This window comes from Muricomes intestini (assembly GCF_004346165.1).
Classification (GTDB): Bacteria; Bacillota; Clostridia; order Lachnospirales; family Lachnospiraceae; genus Muricomes; species Muricomes intestini.
On record NZ_SLZZ01000018.1, the window covers coordinates 33,148 to 51,383 of the forward strand.

Genomic DNA, 18,236 nt, shown 5'->3' on the forward strand with positions numbered 1-18,236 from the left:
AATCCTCACATTCTAATATATATTTTAATTCTTTTTATTCCCGCCAGCAATGAGCCAAGCGGAAATGTTTGCATTTCCATTTGGCTCGCTGTTGATGACCCCGTTTTGACTGAAACACATACACTGGGCAATGACTACATCATCCCCATGAACCTTGCTCAGTACCAGTAGATATCCAGAATAAAAGATACGAGGTCTCTTGAATATTGCATTTACCACACTTACAATATTCAAGAGACCTTCTTATGGATTGCAGTTCTTACATGGTTCATATCCTTGTCGGAGCAAGTCCTGTCTGTCACCTGTAAATTTATGTCTGTTCTTCTCTTTCATCGCCGATACACTGGGACAGTCCGCTTTATGAAACTTTCCCGTATTTTCGTTGATAATGTATAACTTCTGCTCTGCCGAGTCCTCCCCGGATTCCTGGCTGTCTGTATATGCAGGATCCACTTTGGACTTCTGACTGTCTCCATCTGCATAATCAATATCAACACTAGGCTGCACATCATATGCAAAGACATTGAAGCTGATTCCTTCTCCCTCATCTTCTACCGACCATCCCTCCATAAGAACCCCATCGGCGATCAAATTATCCCCGGTAAAAACAGGAGTTACCCTGTACAACACATGATTATCGGTCTCTTCCACATAATCTGCCACCGTCCCAAAGAATCCAGGGAGCTATAACTCTCAAAAGATGTGGTATTCTCCTTTTCCTCCTCGGTAAAATAGGGCTCGTTGTCGTTCACCTCCACAGAGGCCTCCCCCGAATAATCCGGGATGTCCTCTACAGACACTATATCTGATGATATGCCGGGTGTGTCGGATACAGTACTGACTTTACTTCCACAGCCTGTGAGAACAATTGCCGCCGCAATCACCAGAAATATTTGCTTTTTGCACTTATGTATCAAATATATCCCTCTTTTTCATCTGCATTTTATTCAGTTTCCTTCTTTCGGTAAATATCCACAATTATAAACTTTACATCAGAATTTCCGTTCAGTCAATTAAGTAAATACACTTCATACTCCAAAAGGGTCAGACCCCTTTTGCATGTCGGGCAAACTACAAAAGGGATTGCCGCTATCGACAATCCCTTTATTTCACAAGACTCTTAGAAAAACGTAACCTATACCAGATAGGAATTAGACGTCCATATTCAGCCGGGTACATGGCTTCCTATTTGCCACCTTTGACCCGTTCGTAATTATCCGCCACTGCTTTCCAGTCTATTACATTGTAAAAAGCCTTTACATAATCGGCACGGACATTCTTGTACTTCAAGTAATAAGCATGTTCCCAGACGTCAATCCCCAGAATCGGAACAAATCCTGTCCCTTCCATAAGCGGATTATCCTGATTCGGACTGGAAGAAAGCTTTAGCTTACCGTCACGGTCTGCTGACAGCCATGCCCAGCCGGAGCCAAACTGGCCAATAGCCAGAGCACTCAGCTTATCCTGAAAAGATGAAAACCCTCCGAATTCGTTAGCCAGCAGCTTTCCAAAAGCCCCGGCCGGCTCCCCGCCGCCATTAGTCCCTATTGTAGAAAAATAGAGATTATGATTGTAATACCCGCCGCCGTTATTGCGAATAGTCTTGCGCAGCGCCTCATCTGAAATAGAATCCAGTGAAGATAACAATGCTTCAATACCCTTATTAATCCCCGCCTTTTCCACTGCGTCGTTCAGATTTTTTGTGTAGGCCGCATGATGCTTGGAATAGTGAGTTTCCATTGTCAGAGCATCAATATGGGGCTCCAGAGCATCGTAAGAATAAGGTAATTTATATTGTGTATACATAAGCCAATCCTCCTTTTATAGAATGATAGTTAGTTATATCTAACTTATGAGTATATAATACAGCACTTGTCTGAAAGTGTCAAGTAATAATTATTATTTTCAGAATAAAACCTTTCCTTTCCAGAATAATCATTCCTCTTATAACTAAATACCTGGAATTCCATATATTTTCCGAAATTCCAATGGTGTATAACCTGTATGTTTTTTAAATGATGCAATGAAATGACTGATATTAGTATATCCCACTCTATAATGTACCTGCTGTATTTCTAAATTTAAATGATTCATCAAAAGTTCTTTTGCCTTATTCATTCGATAATTAGTCAGATAGACATATACGGAACAGCCCGTAAACCGCTGGAATAAACGGTTAAGATATTGAGACGAAATATATACCGCTGCGGCCAAATCTTCAGTGGTGACTTGTTCATCATAATTCTCTTCGATTTTTTTGATAACCGGAGCCACATATCGTTTGTACAGAGGCTGGACCTGTAAGTCACCGGCTTGATAAATCTGTGAAAAGTGCAGTAAAAAGTTATAGCATTCTGTTGAGAGAGCAGCTGCTGTTAGTTGTTGCTCCTGAAAGGAATGAATCAGCCGCGAAATCCATTTGTTATAATAATGTGCTTGCGGAGATATCACCAAAATATACGGTGCATTTCCAATAATTTCATTTATGTGAGGTGCCAGACTGCCGCAAAAAGTTACAAAAGACGTTTGCCATTGGCCTTCTTTTTTTACATAGGAATGGGGAATACATGGTGACAGCAGTATGCCATCTCCCTTTTTGAGCTCCATCTTTTTGTTTTCTACCAGTATTTCTCCGCATCCGGATTCAGTCTGGAGCCAGTGGTAATAGGGAAATCCTTCTCTTCTGTGAACCGGCTCCTGTGTCCAGTTATTTCCGATGCTTTCCACTGTGAGCGGCGCATCATGCGGAAATGGATTAAAAAAAATCGGCATAAAAATCTCCTTGTTTCATTATACGATATTATTTAGTTTAACACACAACACTTTTTCTTGTCCAGATGAGATATAATATGATACCAGGGCCAAAAGGTCATGCGTTTCATGCTTGCATGAAAAAGCATGACTTTGGGACCCGCAAAACATGAGAAAGTAGCCCGAGTAGGGCGGATTTCGAATGTTTTTAGGATTGGGGGAGCACAAAGTGCGGAGCAATCCGTAGGTATCAGGGGGCAAAATACCTTTTGACCCCTACATCATAATATGTCAAAGATGAAACAATAACAGTTCAGTTATCAGCTCAATTCCGGTGTGCTTCATCTCACATCGCTGAACTGTTACATAAAATAGGAGGTGCGTAATGAAACAGACGTTTAAGAAAATTTTATATGGAGGCGACTACAATCCAAACCAATGGCCAAGAGAAATCTGGGACGAAGATATGAGAATGTTTCAAAAAGCAGGAATCAACAGTGCTACCATCAATGTTTTTTCATGGGCAAAGATCCAACCCTCCGAAGAAGTATATAACTTTTCCGAGCTGAACCAAATTGTGAGCATGCTATGCAGAGAAAACTATAATATCGTATTTGGAACCTCAACCTCTGCACTGCCGGCATGGATGGTAAAACGTTACCCGGAAGTTGCAAGGACAGATTATGAGGGGCGGCATCATAAATTCGGACAGCGGCACAATGCCTGCCCCAACAGCCCGGTTTACCAAAAATATGTGAAAGAGCTGGTGACACGGCTTGTCAAACACTATGGTGATAATGAACATGTTACCTGCTGGCATGTGAATAACGAATACGGCGGAGAGTGCTATTGTGAAAAAGCATTCCGGGTATGGCTGCGCAAAAAATATGGCACTCTGGCTAATCTTAATAAAGCGTGGAATCTTGAGTTCTGGGGACATACTGTTTACAGCTGGGATGAAATTGTTCTCCCGAATGCTCTAAGCGAAGGACTGGAAGACGATAGAACAGCATTTGCCGGAATTTCAATAGATTATCACCGTTTCATGTCTGACAGCATGCTGGAAAATTATAAACTAGAGCGTGATACAATTAAACAATATCAGCCTGAGGCACTGGTCACAACAAATATGATGGGAACATACAAGGGGCTTGATTACTTTAAGTGGGCGAAAGAAGTGGACATTGTTTCATGGGATAATTATCCAAGCTACAATACACCGTGGAGCTATAATGCCATGTGTCACGATCTGATGCGCGGAGTCAAGAAAATGCCTTTCATGCTCATGGAGCAGACTCCGAGCCAGCAGAACTGGCAGCCGTATAATTCGCTTAAGAAGCCTGGACAGATGAGAGCACAGAGCTACCAGGCAATGGCACATGGGGCCGATACCATTCAATTTTTTCAGCTGCGGCGTTCCGTCGGCGGGTGTGAAAAATTCCACGGTGCAGTTATTGAACATGCTGGGCATGAAAATACAAGAGTATTTCGGGAGGTTGCGCAGTTAGGAAATGAGCTGAAAAAACTCAATGGATATATCCCAGGAAGCGTAAAGGAAGCAAAGGTAGGGATTATCTTTGACTGGGATAACTACTGGGCGCTGGAATACACCAGCGGTCCTCATAAAGACTTGAAATATGTAGAGCAGATTCATCAATACTATGAATATTTTTATAAGAAAAACATTGCAGTGAATATAATCCCTACGGATGACAATTTTGAGCAATATGATCTGGTGATTGCCCCGGTTCTGTACATGATAAAAGAAGGGGTGGCTGATGCATTGGAAAAGTTTGTACGCCGGGGTGGTACGTTGGTTACCGGCTTCATGAGCGGACTTGTCGATCAGTCCGATAACGTTTATCTTAGCGGATACCCCGGACCGCTCCGCAGTCTCGCCGGTGTATGGGTCGAAGAAATTGATGCTCTGGCACCGGAACAGAAGAATACTGTTGCTTTTAAGGACGGCATGAAGGCCGGCTGCCGGATGCTGTGTGATATTATTCATTTGGAAAGCGCAGAGATGATTGCCGAATATACCAGCGACTTTTATTCAGGAACACCCTCTGTAACGAGGAATCCTTTTGGGGAAGGGCAGACCTATTATATAGGCACCGTTTGTGATGAAGAAGCATTGAGTAAAATACTTAACATGGCAGTCACTGATGCTAAAATATCCCCTGTTATTGATACAGAAACACAACTCGAAATTACTTACCGCGAGACAGATACCGGACGGTTACATTTTGTAATAAACTTTAAAGATGAACCACAAGAACTTCCTCCGCAGTTTGCGGGAGAAAGAGATCTGATAAACGATGAGGTGCTGAAAGAAGGTTTACAGTTAAAAAAGTATGATGTGAAAATCATTTTCATAAAATTTGCATAAATATATTGGCAGTGAGGAATGGGTATCTCCATTTGCCTTTTGCATAGCTTTTCTCATGGAAGCCAGGTCAACGATTGCCGGGACACCCGTGAAATCCTGTAAAATAACCCTTGCAGGTTTAAACGGAACCTCAGTTTCTGAAGCATCCCCGTTATTCCAGTTGGCAAGGCTGCGGATATGCTCTTCTGTAATGACATAGCCATCACACTGCCTGATAGACTCCAACAGGATTTTGATAGAATAGGGCAGATGTTTTATATCATATCTGCTTTTATGACACCATGGCAAGATTCATCTTGGACTATGCATTATTTTCCGAAAAAAATACCGCCGAATCTCCTGCCTGTGAATGTCTTTGCCAATAAATACTACCTTTCCATCCGTCTCGGCATCTGTCCCCGTCACACAATACCTTCCATCTGACACATCAAAGCTCAATGTTCGTTTTCCTGCAAGGAAATGACCTTTTGCCCGGAAAATATCTCCGAACTTTCCTCTGATTAAATCTTCCAAAAAACAGAGCAACAGCTCCGGTGACTGTACATAAACCTTTGACATAGAAAAGGAATCCGGAAGTGCTGCCTGTTCTTCCCGGCTTTCTTTGATCTTACTGCCATCATACTTGGTTTCCAGCAGCCTCAGCCAAGCTTCTCTTGACATCGTCGAATAGTGTTCTGTTATGATTGTTCCTGACTGGTTCAATTTCTCAAGTTCTGCCTGTATCTGCTCTTTCTCTTCCTTTCCTGCTTGTTCCGTCTTGGACACAATGACTGTGCCTGCCTCTTCAATCTGACCGCGGTACAGTTCCGGATATTCCCGCATATATCTTTGAAAACTGTGAAGATCGACCACCGTAACCGGTGATAACAGAGAAATGTGCTCATACTCAATCCGCTGCAAATTCTCTACAATCTTTCCCAGCATTCCCACTCCCGTCGGTTCTACTACCAAATACTCCGGATTCACCACATTTGCAATGGTAAGAACAGAAGCGGCAAAATCACCTTTAGCGGAGCAGCAGATACAGCCTTCTGTCATCTCCCAAATATTGACTTCCTCATTTGCCATCCCGCGTGATAAACGTTCACCGTCAATTCCTTCCGCACCATATTCATTTTCCAACACAGCAAAATCCCTGCCTGTGTATTTTGCCAATGCCTGAATAAATGTTGTCTTGCCAGCACCGAGGAAGCCAGATACAATTAATATCTTCATAGTCCATCTTTCTGCTTTACCCAAAAAGCATACTCAAAAGCTCTTCGCAGCTTTCGGGCATACTCCTTGGTAAATTTAACTTTCCTATTTTTACTGGTTTCGATTATTCCTCAATTCTTATTACAGGTTTAATCAGCTCGGCAGGCTTGTCCCTCATTAAAAACAATGCCTCTTCCAAATGATCCCATCCTTCGAAAATATGTGTGCTCAGTGGTGACAGATCCAATTTTCCAGCAGTAACCAAGGCAGCCAGTTTTTCCATACGAAGGCGTCCGCCCGGCATCAAGCCTCCATTAATCTGTTTATGTCCCATCCCAACGCCCCACTCAACGCGAGGGATATCGATGTTATCCCCGGAGCCAAGATAATTTACATTACCAATCTTTCCGCCTGGTTTCAAGCACTTTACGGCTTCTGCAAATGTATCTACACTACCGCCAGCAATGACAACCTTATCTACACCAACTCCATTTGTCATATCCAGCACCTGTTGATAAATCGGTCCATCCTTATAACTTACAAAATCTGTTGCGCCGTACCCTTTTGCAGCCTCTATGCAAACCGGTCTTGTTCCAACTGCAATAATTCTAGATGCACCACGCATATTTGTACCGGCAACAGACATCAGTCCAACTGGGCCGATTCCTATTACGAGAACCGTATCTCCAAACTGTACATCTGCCAGTTCTACTCCATGGAATCCCGTGGGAACCATATCAGACAACATACATGCATCTACTGTATTAATATTATCCGGTAAAAGCGCCAAGTTTCCATCCGCATCATTTACATGGAAAAACTCAGAAAATACGCCGTCCTTAAAGTTTGAGAACTTCCATCCTGCCAGCATTCCCCCGGAATGCATTGAATACCCGGCCTGTGCTTCTAATGAATTCCAATCAGGTGTAATTGCAGGAACGAGTACCCTGTCACCCGGTTTAAAATCTTTTACTAATTCTCCCACTTCCACAATTTCTGCACATCCCTCATGGCCAAGAATCATATTGTGACGCTCTCCAATAGCACCTTCCCACAGCGTATGTACATCCGATGTACAAATAGCTAATGCCAATGGCCTACAAATAGCATCCAATGGTCCGCATTTTGGACGTTCCTTCTCAATCCAACCTGATTCTCCGATTTTCAACATCGCATAGCCTTTCATAATTCAAGCTCCTTTCATATTGTTAAAGTTTTATCATTTCCAATTAACATTATAGCACTAACAAATCACATATTCAACCAGAATGTTATTCATTTAACAATTATGCTAGCATCAACTCAAAAACCTTACTAAACAAAAAGGAAAGCGGATTCCCCTGTCCGCTTTCCTTTAACATACATTTTAATTCTTTTAAAAGGCCTGCAAAAATTCATTGATATAATAAATCGCGGCCCCTACAGCAGAAGCCTCTGTACGGTAATGGCAAACACGGATAAAAGAGCCGTCCTGTTCGAAAGGATTTAGAGAGATAGCCTTCTTCCGGAAGATATTAATATAGTCTGACATATACGCACCTACATGTCCGCCCAGTACAACGTTACAGTCGTAACACATTCTCAGACTATTCACGGCAATGGCAAGATGATCCATATAATCATCAAATACATTCATTAGCCCTCTATTATGTTCCAGTTCCAGTTCTGTAAAAAATTTCTTCAGATCACCGCCGGTAAAGTCAGATAGTATATTGGAAGAGCAGTAGGCATCAAGACAGCCATATCGTCCGCAATAGCAGCGTTTTCCATGTGGAATGATTGTCATATGCCCGAATTCACATCCCCTCCAGTTTACCCCTGTATAAATTTTCTGATTGTTCATATTTGCGCCCCCCACGCTGCTGCTCAGGGAAAGGTAGACCATAGGCTCTGTATAGTGCGCTCTCCAGCTTTCTGCAAGACCGGCAGAATTCGAATCATTGAACAGCAGAATGGGCGCATCAAGGTATCGGGAAAACTTTTCATAAATATTAGAGGATGCATGTATAACTGTTGCGTAAGTAATGGACTTTTGATCCGGTCCAATAATAACAGGAAGTAGAACATTTTACCCGGAAGGGTGTGTTTGAAGATATCAGTTTCTATGTGAGAAAGGGTGAAATTGTGGGATTTGCAGGACTCGTAGGAGCCGGCAGAACTGAAACTATGCGTGCAGTTTTCGGGCTGGATCCGCATGATTCCGGAGTCATCAGGATTGAAGGAAAAGAAACACAGATCAAAAGTCCCAGTGACAGTATTGAACACAAGCTGGTTATGCTTTCTGAAAGCAGACGTGATGATGGAATTGTTCCGGTAAGAAGTGTTATGGAAAACGCCAGCCTGGCAAGTCTGAATCAGTTTATTTATGGAGGATACGCCCACAGGGCAAAGGAACGCTCAGGTGTAAAAGAAAGTTTTCTTAAGATGAATGTGAAGACACCAACACTTGATACGGCTATTTCTAGCTTATCGGGAGGGAATCAGCAGAAGGTGCTGCTGTCCAGGTGGATGCTCTGCAATCCGGATATCATGATCCTGGATGAACCGACACGTGGCATTGACGTTGGTGCCAAGTTTGAAATTTATAAACTGATTACTGATATTGTCAAAGAAAATAAAGCGGTCATCATGGTTTCTTCTGAATTGCCGGAATTAATCGGTATGTGTGATCGGATTTATATTATGTGTCAGGGAAGGATCAGCGGCTGTATATCAAAGGATGCATTTTCACAGGAAACCATTATGAAGCATGCAGCCGGATTAGTGAATGAGGATTCATCGGGAGGAGCGTAAACATGAAATCGAAAACATCGCATTATATACAAAAGCTAAGTATTTTTATTGTGCTGATTGTCCTATTTATTGTCTGCAGCCTTATCAGCCCATATTTTTTGCAATATAGCAATTTAATTAATGTTACCAGGCAGTTATGTGTAGGCATTCTGATAGCCTACGGTGAAATGCTGTTAATAATTAGCGGGTTTTTAGACCTGTCAGTGGGATCTGTACTGGCACTTGCCGGGGTCTTCTCTGTTTCTGTTTTTAAGTCAACACAATCTATGATTCTTGCACTGATTGTCGCATTGCTTACCGGAGTTATCTGCAATATAATCAATGCTGTTTTCGTAGGACATTTTAATGTACCGGCCTTTATTGCCACACTTGGTATGCAGCAGGCAGCCAGAGGGCTGGCACTGTATTTCACAGGGGGACAGAATATTCTGCAGTTAGGGAAATTTGTGAAAATAGGACAAGGCATGATTGGACCAATTCCGGTACCTGTGATCATTGTAATAGGGGTTACCGTCGTTATATGGTATCTGGTAAATAACACCAGGTACGGGCGCAGCTTATATGCGATCGGAGGCAGCCGTCCGGCTGCGGAAGCGAGCGGTATTAACGCAAAGAGAAGTATCTACATATCTTACATTTTAAACGGACTCATGGTTGGACTTGCTGGAATGATTTTTATGGCCCGTAACAATGCAGGACTTCCAAATGGGGCTGTTGGATATGAAATGACAGGGCTTACAGCAGCTATCGTCGGAGGAACTTCCTTTACAGGTGGAATTGGTACAGTGAGCGGTACAATAGCCGGTGCATTTATTATTGGATTTTTGGAAAATGTCATGAACCTGTTGGGAGTTAATTCCTATATTCAGCAGATTATTGAAGGTGCTATTATCGTCCTTGCGGTTGCATTTGACGTAGTAAGTAAATCCAAGAAGTCTCATAAGGTAATTGTTGTAAAAGAAACGAAAGGCAAATAAGTAAATAAAATTTTAAGGAGGAAATGTTTTATGAAAGCAAAGAAAATTTGTGCATTACTGTTGTCAGCAGCCATGGTAGTAACACTGGCAGCCTGTGGCGGAAGTGGAAAGGAGGGAACGTCTGACGGCTCTTCCGGCAGTCCTGCAGGAGAGAATTCAGATAAGAAAAGAGTATGCTTTGTAGCACGTGCCAGCGCAGACACGTTTGCAGCATGGCTGACCTCTGAGATGAAAAAAGAAGCGGAAAATTATGATGATATTAAATTGACCTGTGTAAGCGGTGAGGGGGATGACAATAAGGAGAATGGATTGCTGGAGGATTGTGTAACAAAGAAGTATGATCTTGTGATTGTCCAATCTAATAATAATTCTGCTCAGGCGCCTTACGTGCAGCAGTTAGTTGATACCGGCATACCGGTAATTACGACAAATCCTACGACACACCAGAGTGATCTGGAAGGAGGCGATGACAACTCAGTTATGAAAGGAACCGGTACAGTAGATGCAGATCCTGTAGCACAGGCAAAGGTAAGTGCGGACAGAGCTGTGAAAGAAGTACCCGAAAATGCCAAAGTTGTCGTGCTAAAAGGACCATCCGGAAACTATCATGCAGATAAGAGAAGGGAAGCGTGGACAGAATATTTCTTTGACAAAAGACCGGATGTTGAGATTCTTTATGAAGATTATGCAAACTGGAACAGCGATGAGGCCCTGACTCTCATGGAATCCTGGGTACAGTCAGGAACACATATTGATGCGATCATTTCCATGAATGATAATATGGCAGCAGGTGCAATTGAAGCAATCAGAGATGACAAGGAATATGTGGAGGATGACGGCACACCAAGCTTCCTTGCATATGGTGTAGACGGTACCGCACAGGGATGTCTACTGATACAAGAAGGATTACTTACATCTACCGCTCTGCAGTCTGCGGCAGACCTGGCAAAGAAAAATATGGAATATGCAGAAAAAATAGTAAATGGTGAGATGGATGTTACAGAGGTCAGTGATTTCGTTGATGCTCCTGAGATTAATAAGGATAATGTTCAAAAATATATCCAAATATATATTGATAATGGTGAAATTGCGGATGACGGTTTATTGAACGAATAACAGGGGATATGATTCCTCGGAAGTATGGAATATTGTAGAATCTGCCTGGTAATGTTTGTTGCCAGGCAGTTTTACGAATAAAGAAGACTAAGGAAGGAGATATTTTGATGAAAATGCAGAAGGGCGCGTTTATGCGGGGAAGAGACAACATGATTATGAAAGAAATTCCAGTCCCGGAAGTAGGAAAGAGCCAGGTATTGGTTTCTATTGAATATGTAGGTATCTGTGGTTCTGACATTCACTATTTCCACAGCGGTAACTGCGGGGCATACAAGGTGGACTTGTCGCAGGATTTTATGCTGGGGCATGAATGTGCAGGTACAATTGTTGAAGTTGGAGAAGAGGTGGAACACTTAAAGGTTGGGGACAGGGTAGCATTAGAACCAGGGATTACCTGCGGAAAATGTGAAGCTTGTAAATCAGGGCATTATAATCTCTGTCCAGATGTAGCCTTCCTTGCTACCCCTCCGGTGCAGGGATGCAATGAAGAATTTATTGTATTTCCCGAGGATATGTGTTTTAAACTTCCAGATAATGTTTCAACAAAGGAAGGAGCATTAATTGAGCCTTTGTCAGTTGGATTTTATGCTGCAGAGCAGGGAAATGTAAATGCGGGTGATACGATTATTATACTAGGTGCGGGGTGTATCGGACTTGTAACGCTTCTGGCATGTAAGGCCCGGGGAGCCGCACAAATTGTTGTAGCTGATCTAGTGGATGCGCGTTTGGGGAAAGCTTTGGAGTTAGGTGCTACGGCGGTAATCAACAGCGGGAAAGAAGATATTTTTGAGAAAGTAAAAGAGCTGGTGGGAACAAGGGGCTTTGATGTAGTATTTGAAACAGCCGGTTCTGCTGTTACGATTGCACAGACTCCATTTTTTGTAAGACGAGGGGGAACCATTACATTGGTGGGAATTTCCTCCCAGGAGGAAATTTCGTACAATTTCGCCCAGATTATGGATAAAGAGGCAACCATTAAGTCTGTATTCCGCTATAAGAATATTTTCCCAAAAGCGATTTCAGCCGTAGCAAGCGGCACTATCGACGTTAAAAGCATTGTAACCCATGAATTTGAGTTGAAGAACATTCAGGAAGCTTATAAGGAAGCTGTGAATAACAAGACGGATCTTGTGAAAGCAGTGATTAAGGTGAATTAATTTGCTGAACAGGTTCATTAAAGGGGCTGTCGCACCAAAATGCGACAGCCCCTTCATAACTCCCCGAGTAGGGTTCGAACCTACGACCCTTCGGTTAACAGCCGAATGCTCTACCGCTGAGCTATCGAGGAATATATGTGCCTGACAATCTTTTATCAGGTTTAAGTGGAGAATACGAGAGTCGAACTCGTGACCTCCTGCTTGCAAGGCAGGCGCTCTCCCAACTGAGCTAATCCCCCATGGAACGAATTGTTTCAAACAACTTTTACAAGATATCATATTCCATGGGAATTGTCAATATATTTTGTGCACTTTTCATGCTGAACTGTTACTTCAAAGTAACAGTTCAGCCATCAGCTCGATTCCACCCCAAGGGTACCGTCCTTGTTAAACAACCACACTACGGTTGCTAACCAAGGACATGTGCTGCGCTTCATCTCGCTGTGGCAGAGCGCCATATGAATTTTCGGCAGCATATGCATACGAAAGCAAGCTTTCTCCTGCCTACGCTGTCGAAAATTCGCATGGCTGAACTGTTACTTCAAATCACCTCCAGAAGAACATCCTCAACACCTCCGCACACCATACCATCGTCCTCCGCATCCTGCCCTGTCATATCTACACGGCAGAGCCTTGGTTCTTGTGCGTCGCTCCGAATCATCACCAGCGCTTTCTGCAGCACATCGGACTCCATACATCCGCCTCCGATAGTTCCTATCGTCCTTCCATCAGGAAGAATCAGCATTTTAGTTCCTGCTGCACGGGGTGCAGAACCCTGGCGGGCTACAATCGTGGCAAGAATTTTTCTGCCCGGACATGATTCTTCATCTAAAATGGCCCTCATTAATTCTTTTGAGTAGCCGTAATTTCTTTTCTTCTTGTTCTTAACTTCAATGATTTCGGCCATAATCGCAACTGCAATCTCTGCAGGTGTCTCCGCGCCGATGTCCAGCCCAATCGGAGCATAGACCCGATCCAGTATAGCTTTGTCGCTTCCATTTTCAAGCAATGCTTCCTTCACTCTGCGTATCCTTAAGCGGCTTCCGATCATTCCTATATATGCGTGTTTCTTTTTTACAATTCTCTCCAGACAAACCTGATCGTAGCGATGTCCCCTTGTTACTATCACAAAGAAAGTATCTTCATTTCCCGGAATTTTATTCAGCCCTTTTTCAAAAGGTTCACAGATAATCTGGGATGCACCTGCCCTTCTGGCATTGTCTGCAAACTGGGGGCGATCCTCCAGCACAGTCACCGCAAATCCCATCATGCTTCCTATTTGAATCACAGGTATGGAGACATGTCCGCCGCCGCAGATAACAAGCTGTTTTTCCTGTCCAAGACTGTCACAGAAAACTTTTTGTTCTCCGATTACTGTTGTATTTCCCTTGAAATCTGCTTTTAGTTCTTCCTTGTACTGTGTGAAAAGACCTGCCTCCCGGCTCTCCCAGACTATCTGCCCGTCTGAAATCAATGCCTTCTCGCCAAAAGCTTCGCCCTCCAGAACAGTCAGCACCATATTCTGAGAACTCGGATCACAATTTTCTATATTTTTATATAAATCCAGCATAGTATTTTCCTCCTGCCGTAAACACAGTTTTCATTTGTAACTGCAGCTTTTCAAAACCTTAGCAATTTCTGAAGCAGAATATTTTTATTATATAAAAATGTCAGTATCTGGCTGCTTTCTATCATGTCAAAGCATGATTTTCCAAACGCCGTGGAATATGCTACCGTAATGACAAGGAAACCAATCCACACAAAAAGCAAGGCACCTGCAATTCCCAGAATTCCCCCGGCGATATGATTCAAAATCCCTAATACCGGAAGTTCCCCGATAATATCTACAGCCGCCATCAACGCCCTTACGATAATAATCGCCAGTAAAAATGTCACCAGGAAGGATAACAGTTTAATCGCCATCTGTGCAATGTAGGTGGCTATATACTCTGTAAAGCTGGTAACACCCAATGTCTTATAAATTTCCGAGTTATTGTTTTCTAATATAGCATTCTTCATAAAGGTAGGCAAAGCTGATCCTTCTATCTGCTTTATCTGCTCATCCTTCGGTATTTCCCCCAGAACCTTTAGGACATCTTTCTCATCAATTCCCATGCTCTCCCAGTCAAGGCTGCCAAGATCTGTCAATTGTTCCTTATTCAAGCCTGCAAGGGGTGTTCCACTTAAGTCTATTTTTCCAAGCCTCTCATCTGAAAGCTTAGGCATAAACACCTCAATACACTTTTCCTCTATCATGTCGTCAATAGGCGTATATTTTGTCAGCGCTTCTGCCACATATGGATTCAAAAATATCATAAGCACAATGGTCAGCACTGTTGAGAGAATGGAGAGCCCTATCTTGAAAAAACCTCTCACAAATCCTGTCACAATTCCTATTAAGAAAATTACTCCAACTGCTATCAATAACCAATTATCCATATTTTCTCCTATTTCGCTAAATAAATTACTCTTAATTCATTTGCGTTTATCACCAGGTATCTATTAATGCCCCAGGAGGGAATAATCTCTAAAGCATTGGTTTTCAGATGTCCAGAAAATCTCTGAATGCCATTTTTTGTAATAATACAGCACCTGGTGCCATCGAACATGATAATCTCGCCGCCCGCCATCTTGATATTGCTGTATTCTCCCTTAAAAGCTTTATTCATAACCTTTCTTCCGGATTTATCATACAGCCGCGCCTCGTATCCTGATTTATCTTTATTCAAAAGTGTGAAGCCTATGTATTTGTCCGTATGAAATGTGCTCTGAATTTCCTGGTCAATCTTGACGGTCTTTTCTTTCCTGGGAGTGTCCTTCCCTTTATATATAGTGAAGGAGCTGTCACTTACCGCCACGGAGGTAGAGTCATCCATAAAATATACTTCAGGGATGATAACCCCGTCATATTCTTTCATACTCACTTCATTGTCTGTCCGGCTCTTTCCCTCAGTGCCAAAGTTATAATATGCAACCTTTGATTTCATACTCTCGCCTTCTGTGGAAAGATAAGAAACTGCCAGCATTGTCCCGTCACGAGACATATCCAGACTCAAAGGATAGCCTGTCTTGCCGGAAGTGACCCGGTGCTCCACCAGAATATTTCCGGCTGCATCATAGGATACAATCCTGGGGGTGTCTTCATTTTTCAAAATGGCACTTACAATCCCCTGGTTGGAAACTGATATCTTCTCAATCGGAAGAGACGTATCTATCTCGCCTTTAAGTCCATCCTCTGTAAATACGAGAATAGAATTCCCGCCGCTGTCGGCCACGGCAAACACGTCTTTATTTACATCAATTACCGGGGTCTTCATTTGGCAGGGCTGAATCCACTGCTCTTCATTTTTCCTGTTCAGAAATACGATTCCGTCCCGGCTGTACCGGACAATACCACCTGTAAACTGAACGTATCGATTGTTGTCCTCTGTCTCGTTGGTGTAGGCTGCTGCTTTAATTACTCTGGTGTAGGAATGATTCTTCACCAGCAGGAGGGTCCCTGCAACAATCATGATTGCCAAAACCGTAATAATTGTCCCCGTTTTAAGCTTGCCTTTTTTCCGGTGCCTTGCTGCCTGCTTTAGCTTGTCCATGTCCACCGGTTTTGCTAACCTCAAATGCGGATTTTTCTTTTGCGTCATTTTAAACCTCTTACTTCGTACGTCTTATCGAAATATTATACCGTAACACTAAGCTCGAAAACTACCTCGCTAAGTGTTTAGGTATATGTCTTTCTAGGCTCGAAACTACCTCGCCAAGTAAGAGCATTATATCATATTTCTCATATTCATGAAAGTCTTCGCTGAAACAATAATTTATGGCAAAACTAGTTTTTGTCCTACATAAATCAGATTCCCATCAGTAAGGCCGTTCATTTTGCAAATTGCATCCACATGGCTTACATCTCCGTATGTCTTCCTACTGATAACAGCCAGAGTATCACCTTGCTCCACTATATACACGCCATCATCTCCGTTCGCACCCGAACTTGTCGTGGATGCGTCGGTATCCTGAGTGTCGGTATTTGAAATCTGGCTATTTCCAGAAGTTTCATCGGCTTGTCCATTTTCATCTTTTTGCTCTTCACCAGACTGCTTGTCCTCCTCAATCTGCTGCCCCGATGGTTCATTTGTAACAGCAGTGACGTTTCCACTTGTTTCTTTGGTCTTGACCGACTGAGTATCGGACGAAGATGAATCTGAGAGATTATTTAGAGTACTCTGGACTGATTTCATTTTATCAAAATTGTTCAGAGTTGTAACTCCCATAATGATAACAACTAATACCAGGCACGCACTGACCGCATACATCAGCCGGTTGGTTCTCTTCTGGTGCTGTTGCTCCTCGCGGGTTCTAACCAGACTACGAAAGTCCTTTGCAGCTCTATCTTCAAAAGTTTCCGAGGCACACACCCCATTCTTCTTTCTAGTCGAGATCATATAGTTCTGCATACACGGGTTTTTCTCATAATATGTATAGTGCCCGCCTATTTCCATCAGATCATTAAGCTTCAGGACGTAGTATGCCTCATCCTTCTCCACAGGATCTTTCATAATAAAGACCGAATTCTTTTTCGGGAAGGATTTCTTATGAAACTTTACCGTATTGTGCTCCGGCTCCAGCGGCACCCCTTGATGGGCCACAAACCATCCAAGCATCTCTCCATCCTCAAAATACTGTTTACATTCCTCATAGGCTCTTTTCCACGCATCGTCATCTATCACATACTCCTTGTCCGACATTTTCAGATCATGAATCTGAATTGCTCCATATATGTAAACGTATTCCTCATCATTTGTCTTTTGCATATCCCCGACCAGAAATGCCCCTATCGGTTCCTCCCCCGCTTTTTCGCATAACTGGGCAAAAAAAGTATCCACATAATCTTCCACGTAAATCTTCGGGCTGTCACTTACATTCCCGATTTGACGTACATTCTTAGGAATCTGTCTCTCCATTACACTCACCTCTGAATAAAATTTTTCTAAAGCATAGCATAACGAAAAGGCTGAATTTATCACTTAGTGTCAGGTGCGTTCGACAAAAGGGGTCAGTCCCTTTTGCCGGCCGTTTTCAGAATATTCTCAATCTTTCTTTCGGACAACCCGGTCTCCCGTCTGCAGGCCTCGATAAACTTTCTCCTTATAGGGCCTACCGTCAGCAAAATCTCAATCTCCTCTATGCGGTTATCGAACAGATACCTCTCCGTAAATATTCTGACTCTTTCAGCATTATGAATCTGTTCATCTTCAACGGTGTCCAGAAAAGATTTTTGCTCAAACAGACGGTGAAATCTCCAAAAATCATCCATGTTCTGAAAACGTGTTTTTAACATCTTAAAAGCCATCTCTCCTATCAATTCTGAAGTCTCATTCTTATACTCTCCCGCACTGCTGAAGCGGTAATCAAAAGGTTCTCCTGCAAGATATACTTTTATCGGATTGTTATGAATATAACGCAGACAGCACCAGTAATATTCCTCGGTTTCCACACAATCACTATAGTAGCGTCCTTGAAATACATGGCCGCATCTGTCGTATTTACTGTTATATCCTTCCGCATATGTCGAATTTACACGCTGCATAAATTTGGGAAGCACCTTGTACTCCGCCTCCAGCATAAGGTGAATATGGTTTGTCATAATACAATAAGCAAAAACTGTAACTGGATATTCGTTCAATTCCTTCTTTAAAATATTCTTAAACTGAATTTTATCACTGGTTTTGTCAAATATTTTTTCCTTATTATTTCCTCTCATTACAACATGATAGACTCCTGTCCCGCTTTCTCTTCGTTTGTCTCTTGACATGCATCCTCCTTGAAAATGTATGATTAGATTTTAAATATTTTTTTTGTGAA

General features: G+C 42.6%; 18 protein-coding genes and 2 tRNA genes. 5 read left to right on the forward strand and 15 right to left on the reverse strand.

Features of this window, described 5'->3' with window-relative positions:
- Window positions 1–243: 243 nt before the first annotated feature.
- The 4 genes from EDD59_RS18460 to EDD59_RS12330 form a co-directional block, all read right to left on the reverse strand.
- On the reverse strand, window positions 244–651 hold the full coding sequence (locus EDD59_RS18460) for an Ada metal-binding domain-containing protein (protein ID WP_330572099.1): 408 nt from the start codon (window positions 649–651) through the stop codon (window positions 244–246).
- Complete coding sequence (locus EDD59_RS18465; protein ID WP_330572100.1) at window positions 615–917, reverse strand: hypothetical protein; 303 nt, start codon at window positions 915–917, stop codon at window positions 615–617. Before EDD59_RS18465 ends, EDD59_RS18460 begins: the two co-directional genes overlap by 37 nt.
- A 268-nt stretch (window positions 918–1,185) precedes the next feature.
- Window positions 1,186–1,806, reverse strand: coding sequence for a superoxide dismutase (locus tag EDD59_RS12325; RefSeq protein ID WP_132382309.1), 621 nt, complete (start codon window positions 1,804–1,806; stop codon window positions 1,186–1,188).
- A 144-nt stretch (window positions 1,807–1,950) separates the two neighbouring features.
- Window positions 1,951–2,772: an AraC family transcriptional regulator gene (locus EDD59_RS12330; protein WP_132382311.1), complete on the reverse strand. Its 822-nt coding sequence runs from the start codon at window positions 2,770–2,772 to the stop codon at window positions 1,951–1,953.
- Between the two features lie 364 nt (window positions 2,773–3,136).
- On the opposite strand from EDD59_RS12330, the gene EDD59_RS12335 reads away from it, so the two are divergent.
- On the forward strand, window positions 3,137–5,140 hold the full coding sequence (locus EDD59_RS12335; protein ID WP_132382313.1) for a beta-galactosidase: 2,004 nt from the start codon (window positions 3,137–3,139) through the stop codon (window positions 5,138–5,140).
- Here EDD59_RS12335 and EDD59_RS12340 read toward each other — a convergent pair.
- From EDD59_RS12340 to EDD59_RS12355, 4 genes are all read right to left on the reverse strand, one after another.
- A complete protein-coding gene (locus tag EDD59_RS12340; RefSeq protein ID WP_243117417.1) occupies window positions 5,096–5,428 on the reverse strand; it encodes an aconitase family protein in 333 nt (110 codons plus the stop codon). The two genes, EDD59_RS12335 and EDD59_RS12340, sit on opposite strands and share 45 nt — an antisense overlap.
- Before the next feature lie 3 nt (window positions 5,429–5,431).
- A complete protein-coding gene (locus tag EDD59_RS12345) occupies window positions 5,432–6,355 on the reverse strand; it encodes a CobW family GTP-binding protein (protein ID WP_132382317.1) in 924 nt (307 codons plus the stop codon).
- Window positions 6,356–6,458: 103 nt separating this feature from the next.
- Window positions 6,459–7,520 (reverse strand): NAD(P)-dependent alcohol dehydrogenase, encoded by a 1,062-nt coding sequence (locus tag EDD59_RS12350; RefSeq protein ID WP_132382319.1) that lies wholly within the window; start codon window positions 7,518–7,520, stop codon window positions 6,459–6,461.
- Between the two features lie 189 nt (window positions 7,521–7,709).
- Window positions 7,710–8,384, reverse strand: coding sequence for an ROK family protein (locus EDD59_RS12355; protein ID WP_132382321.1), 675 nt, complete (start codon window positions 8,382–8,384; stop codon window positions 7,710–7,712).
- A 32-nt stretch (window positions 8,385–8,416) separates the two neighbouring features.
- On the opposite strand from EDD59_RS12355, the gene EDD59_RS12360 reads away from it, so the two are divergent.
- The 4 genes from EDD59_RS12360 to EDD59_RS12375 all read left to right on the forward strand — a co-directional run bounded on the left by EDD59_RS12360 (window position 8,417) and on the right by EDD59_RS12375 (window position 12,377).
- Entirely contained in the window at window positions 8,417–9,127 is a 711-nt protein-coding gene (locus EDD59_RS12360) for an ATP-binding cassette domain-containing protein (protein ID WP_330572102.1), read from the forward strand.
- 2 nt (window positions 9,128–9,129) lie between these two features.
- The gene (locus tag EDD59_RS12365) at window positions 9,130–10,104 is read left to right on the forward strand and encodes an ABC transporter permease (protein WP_132382323.1); all 975 of its coding nucleotides are present in this window, start codon (window positions 9,130–9,132) and stop codon (window positions 10,102–10,104) included.
- 30 nt (window positions 10,105–10,134) lie between these two features.
- Window positions 10,135–11,220 (forward strand): sugar ABC transporter substrate-binding protein, encoded by a 1,086-nt coding sequence (locus EDD59_RS12370; RefSeq protein ID WP_132382325.1) that lies wholly within the window; start codon window positions 10,135–10,137, stop codon window positions 11,218–11,220.
- A 107-nt stretch (window positions 11,221–11,327) separates the two neighbouring features.
- Window positions 11,328–12,377: an NAD(P)-dependent alcohol dehydrogenase gene (locus EDD59_RS12375; RefSeq protein WP_132382327.1), complete on the forward strand. Its 1,050-nt coding sequence runs from the start codon at window positions 11,328–11,330 to the stop codon at window positions 12,375–12,377.
- Between the two features lie 59 nt (window positions 12,378–12,436).
- On the opposite strand, the gene EDD59_RS12380 is transcribed toward EDD59_RS12375, so the two are convergent.
- From EDD59_RS12380 to EDD59_RS12410, 7 genes are all read right to left on the reverse strand, one after another.
- Window positions 12,437–12,508 (reverse strand) — tRNA-Asn (locus EDD59_RS12380).
- A gap of 35 nt (window positions 12,509–12,543) precedes the next feature.
- A tRNA-Ala gene (locus tag EDD59_RS12385) sits at window positions 12,544–12,616 on the reverse strand.
- Window positions 12,617–12,918: 302 nt separating this feature from the next.
- A complete protein-coding gene (locus EDD59_RS12390) occupies window positions 12,919–13,947 on the reverse strand; it encodes an XdhC family protein (RefSeq protein WP_132382329.1) in 1,029 nt (342 codons plus the stop codon).
- Window positions 13,948–13,997: 50 nt separating this feature from the next.
- On the reverse strand, window positions 13,998–14,816 hold the full coding sequence (locus EDD59_RS12395; RefSeq protein WP_132382331.1) for a CvpA family protein: 819 nt from the start codon (window positions 14,814–14,816) through the stop codon (window positions 13,998–14,000).
- Window positions 14,817–14,824: 8 nt separating this feature from the next.
- Window positions 14,825–16,018 carry a DUF5711 family protein gene (locus EDD59_RS12400; RefSeq protein WP_132382333.1) on the reverse strand — a complete coding sequence of 398 codons (1,194 nt, stop codon included), beginning with the start codon at window positions 16,016–16,018 and terminating at the stop codon, window positions 14,825–14,827.
- Window positions 16,019–16,192: 174 nt separating this feature from the next.
- Window positions 16,193–17,335, reverse strand: a complete 1,143-nt coding sequence (locus tag EDD59_RS12405; RefSeq protein WP_132382335.1) for a LysM peptidoglycan-binding domain-containing protein — start codon at window positions 17,333–17,335, stop codon at window positions 16,193–16,195.
- A gap of 92 nt (window positions 17,336–17,427) precedes the next feature.
- Window positions 17,428–18,186, reverse strand: a complete 759-nt coding sequence (locus EDD59_RS12410) for a transposase (RefSeq protein ID WP_132382337.1) — start codon at window positions 18,184–18,186, stop codon at window positions 17,428–17,430.
- Between the last annotated feature and the right edge of the window lie 50 nt (window positions 18,187–18,236).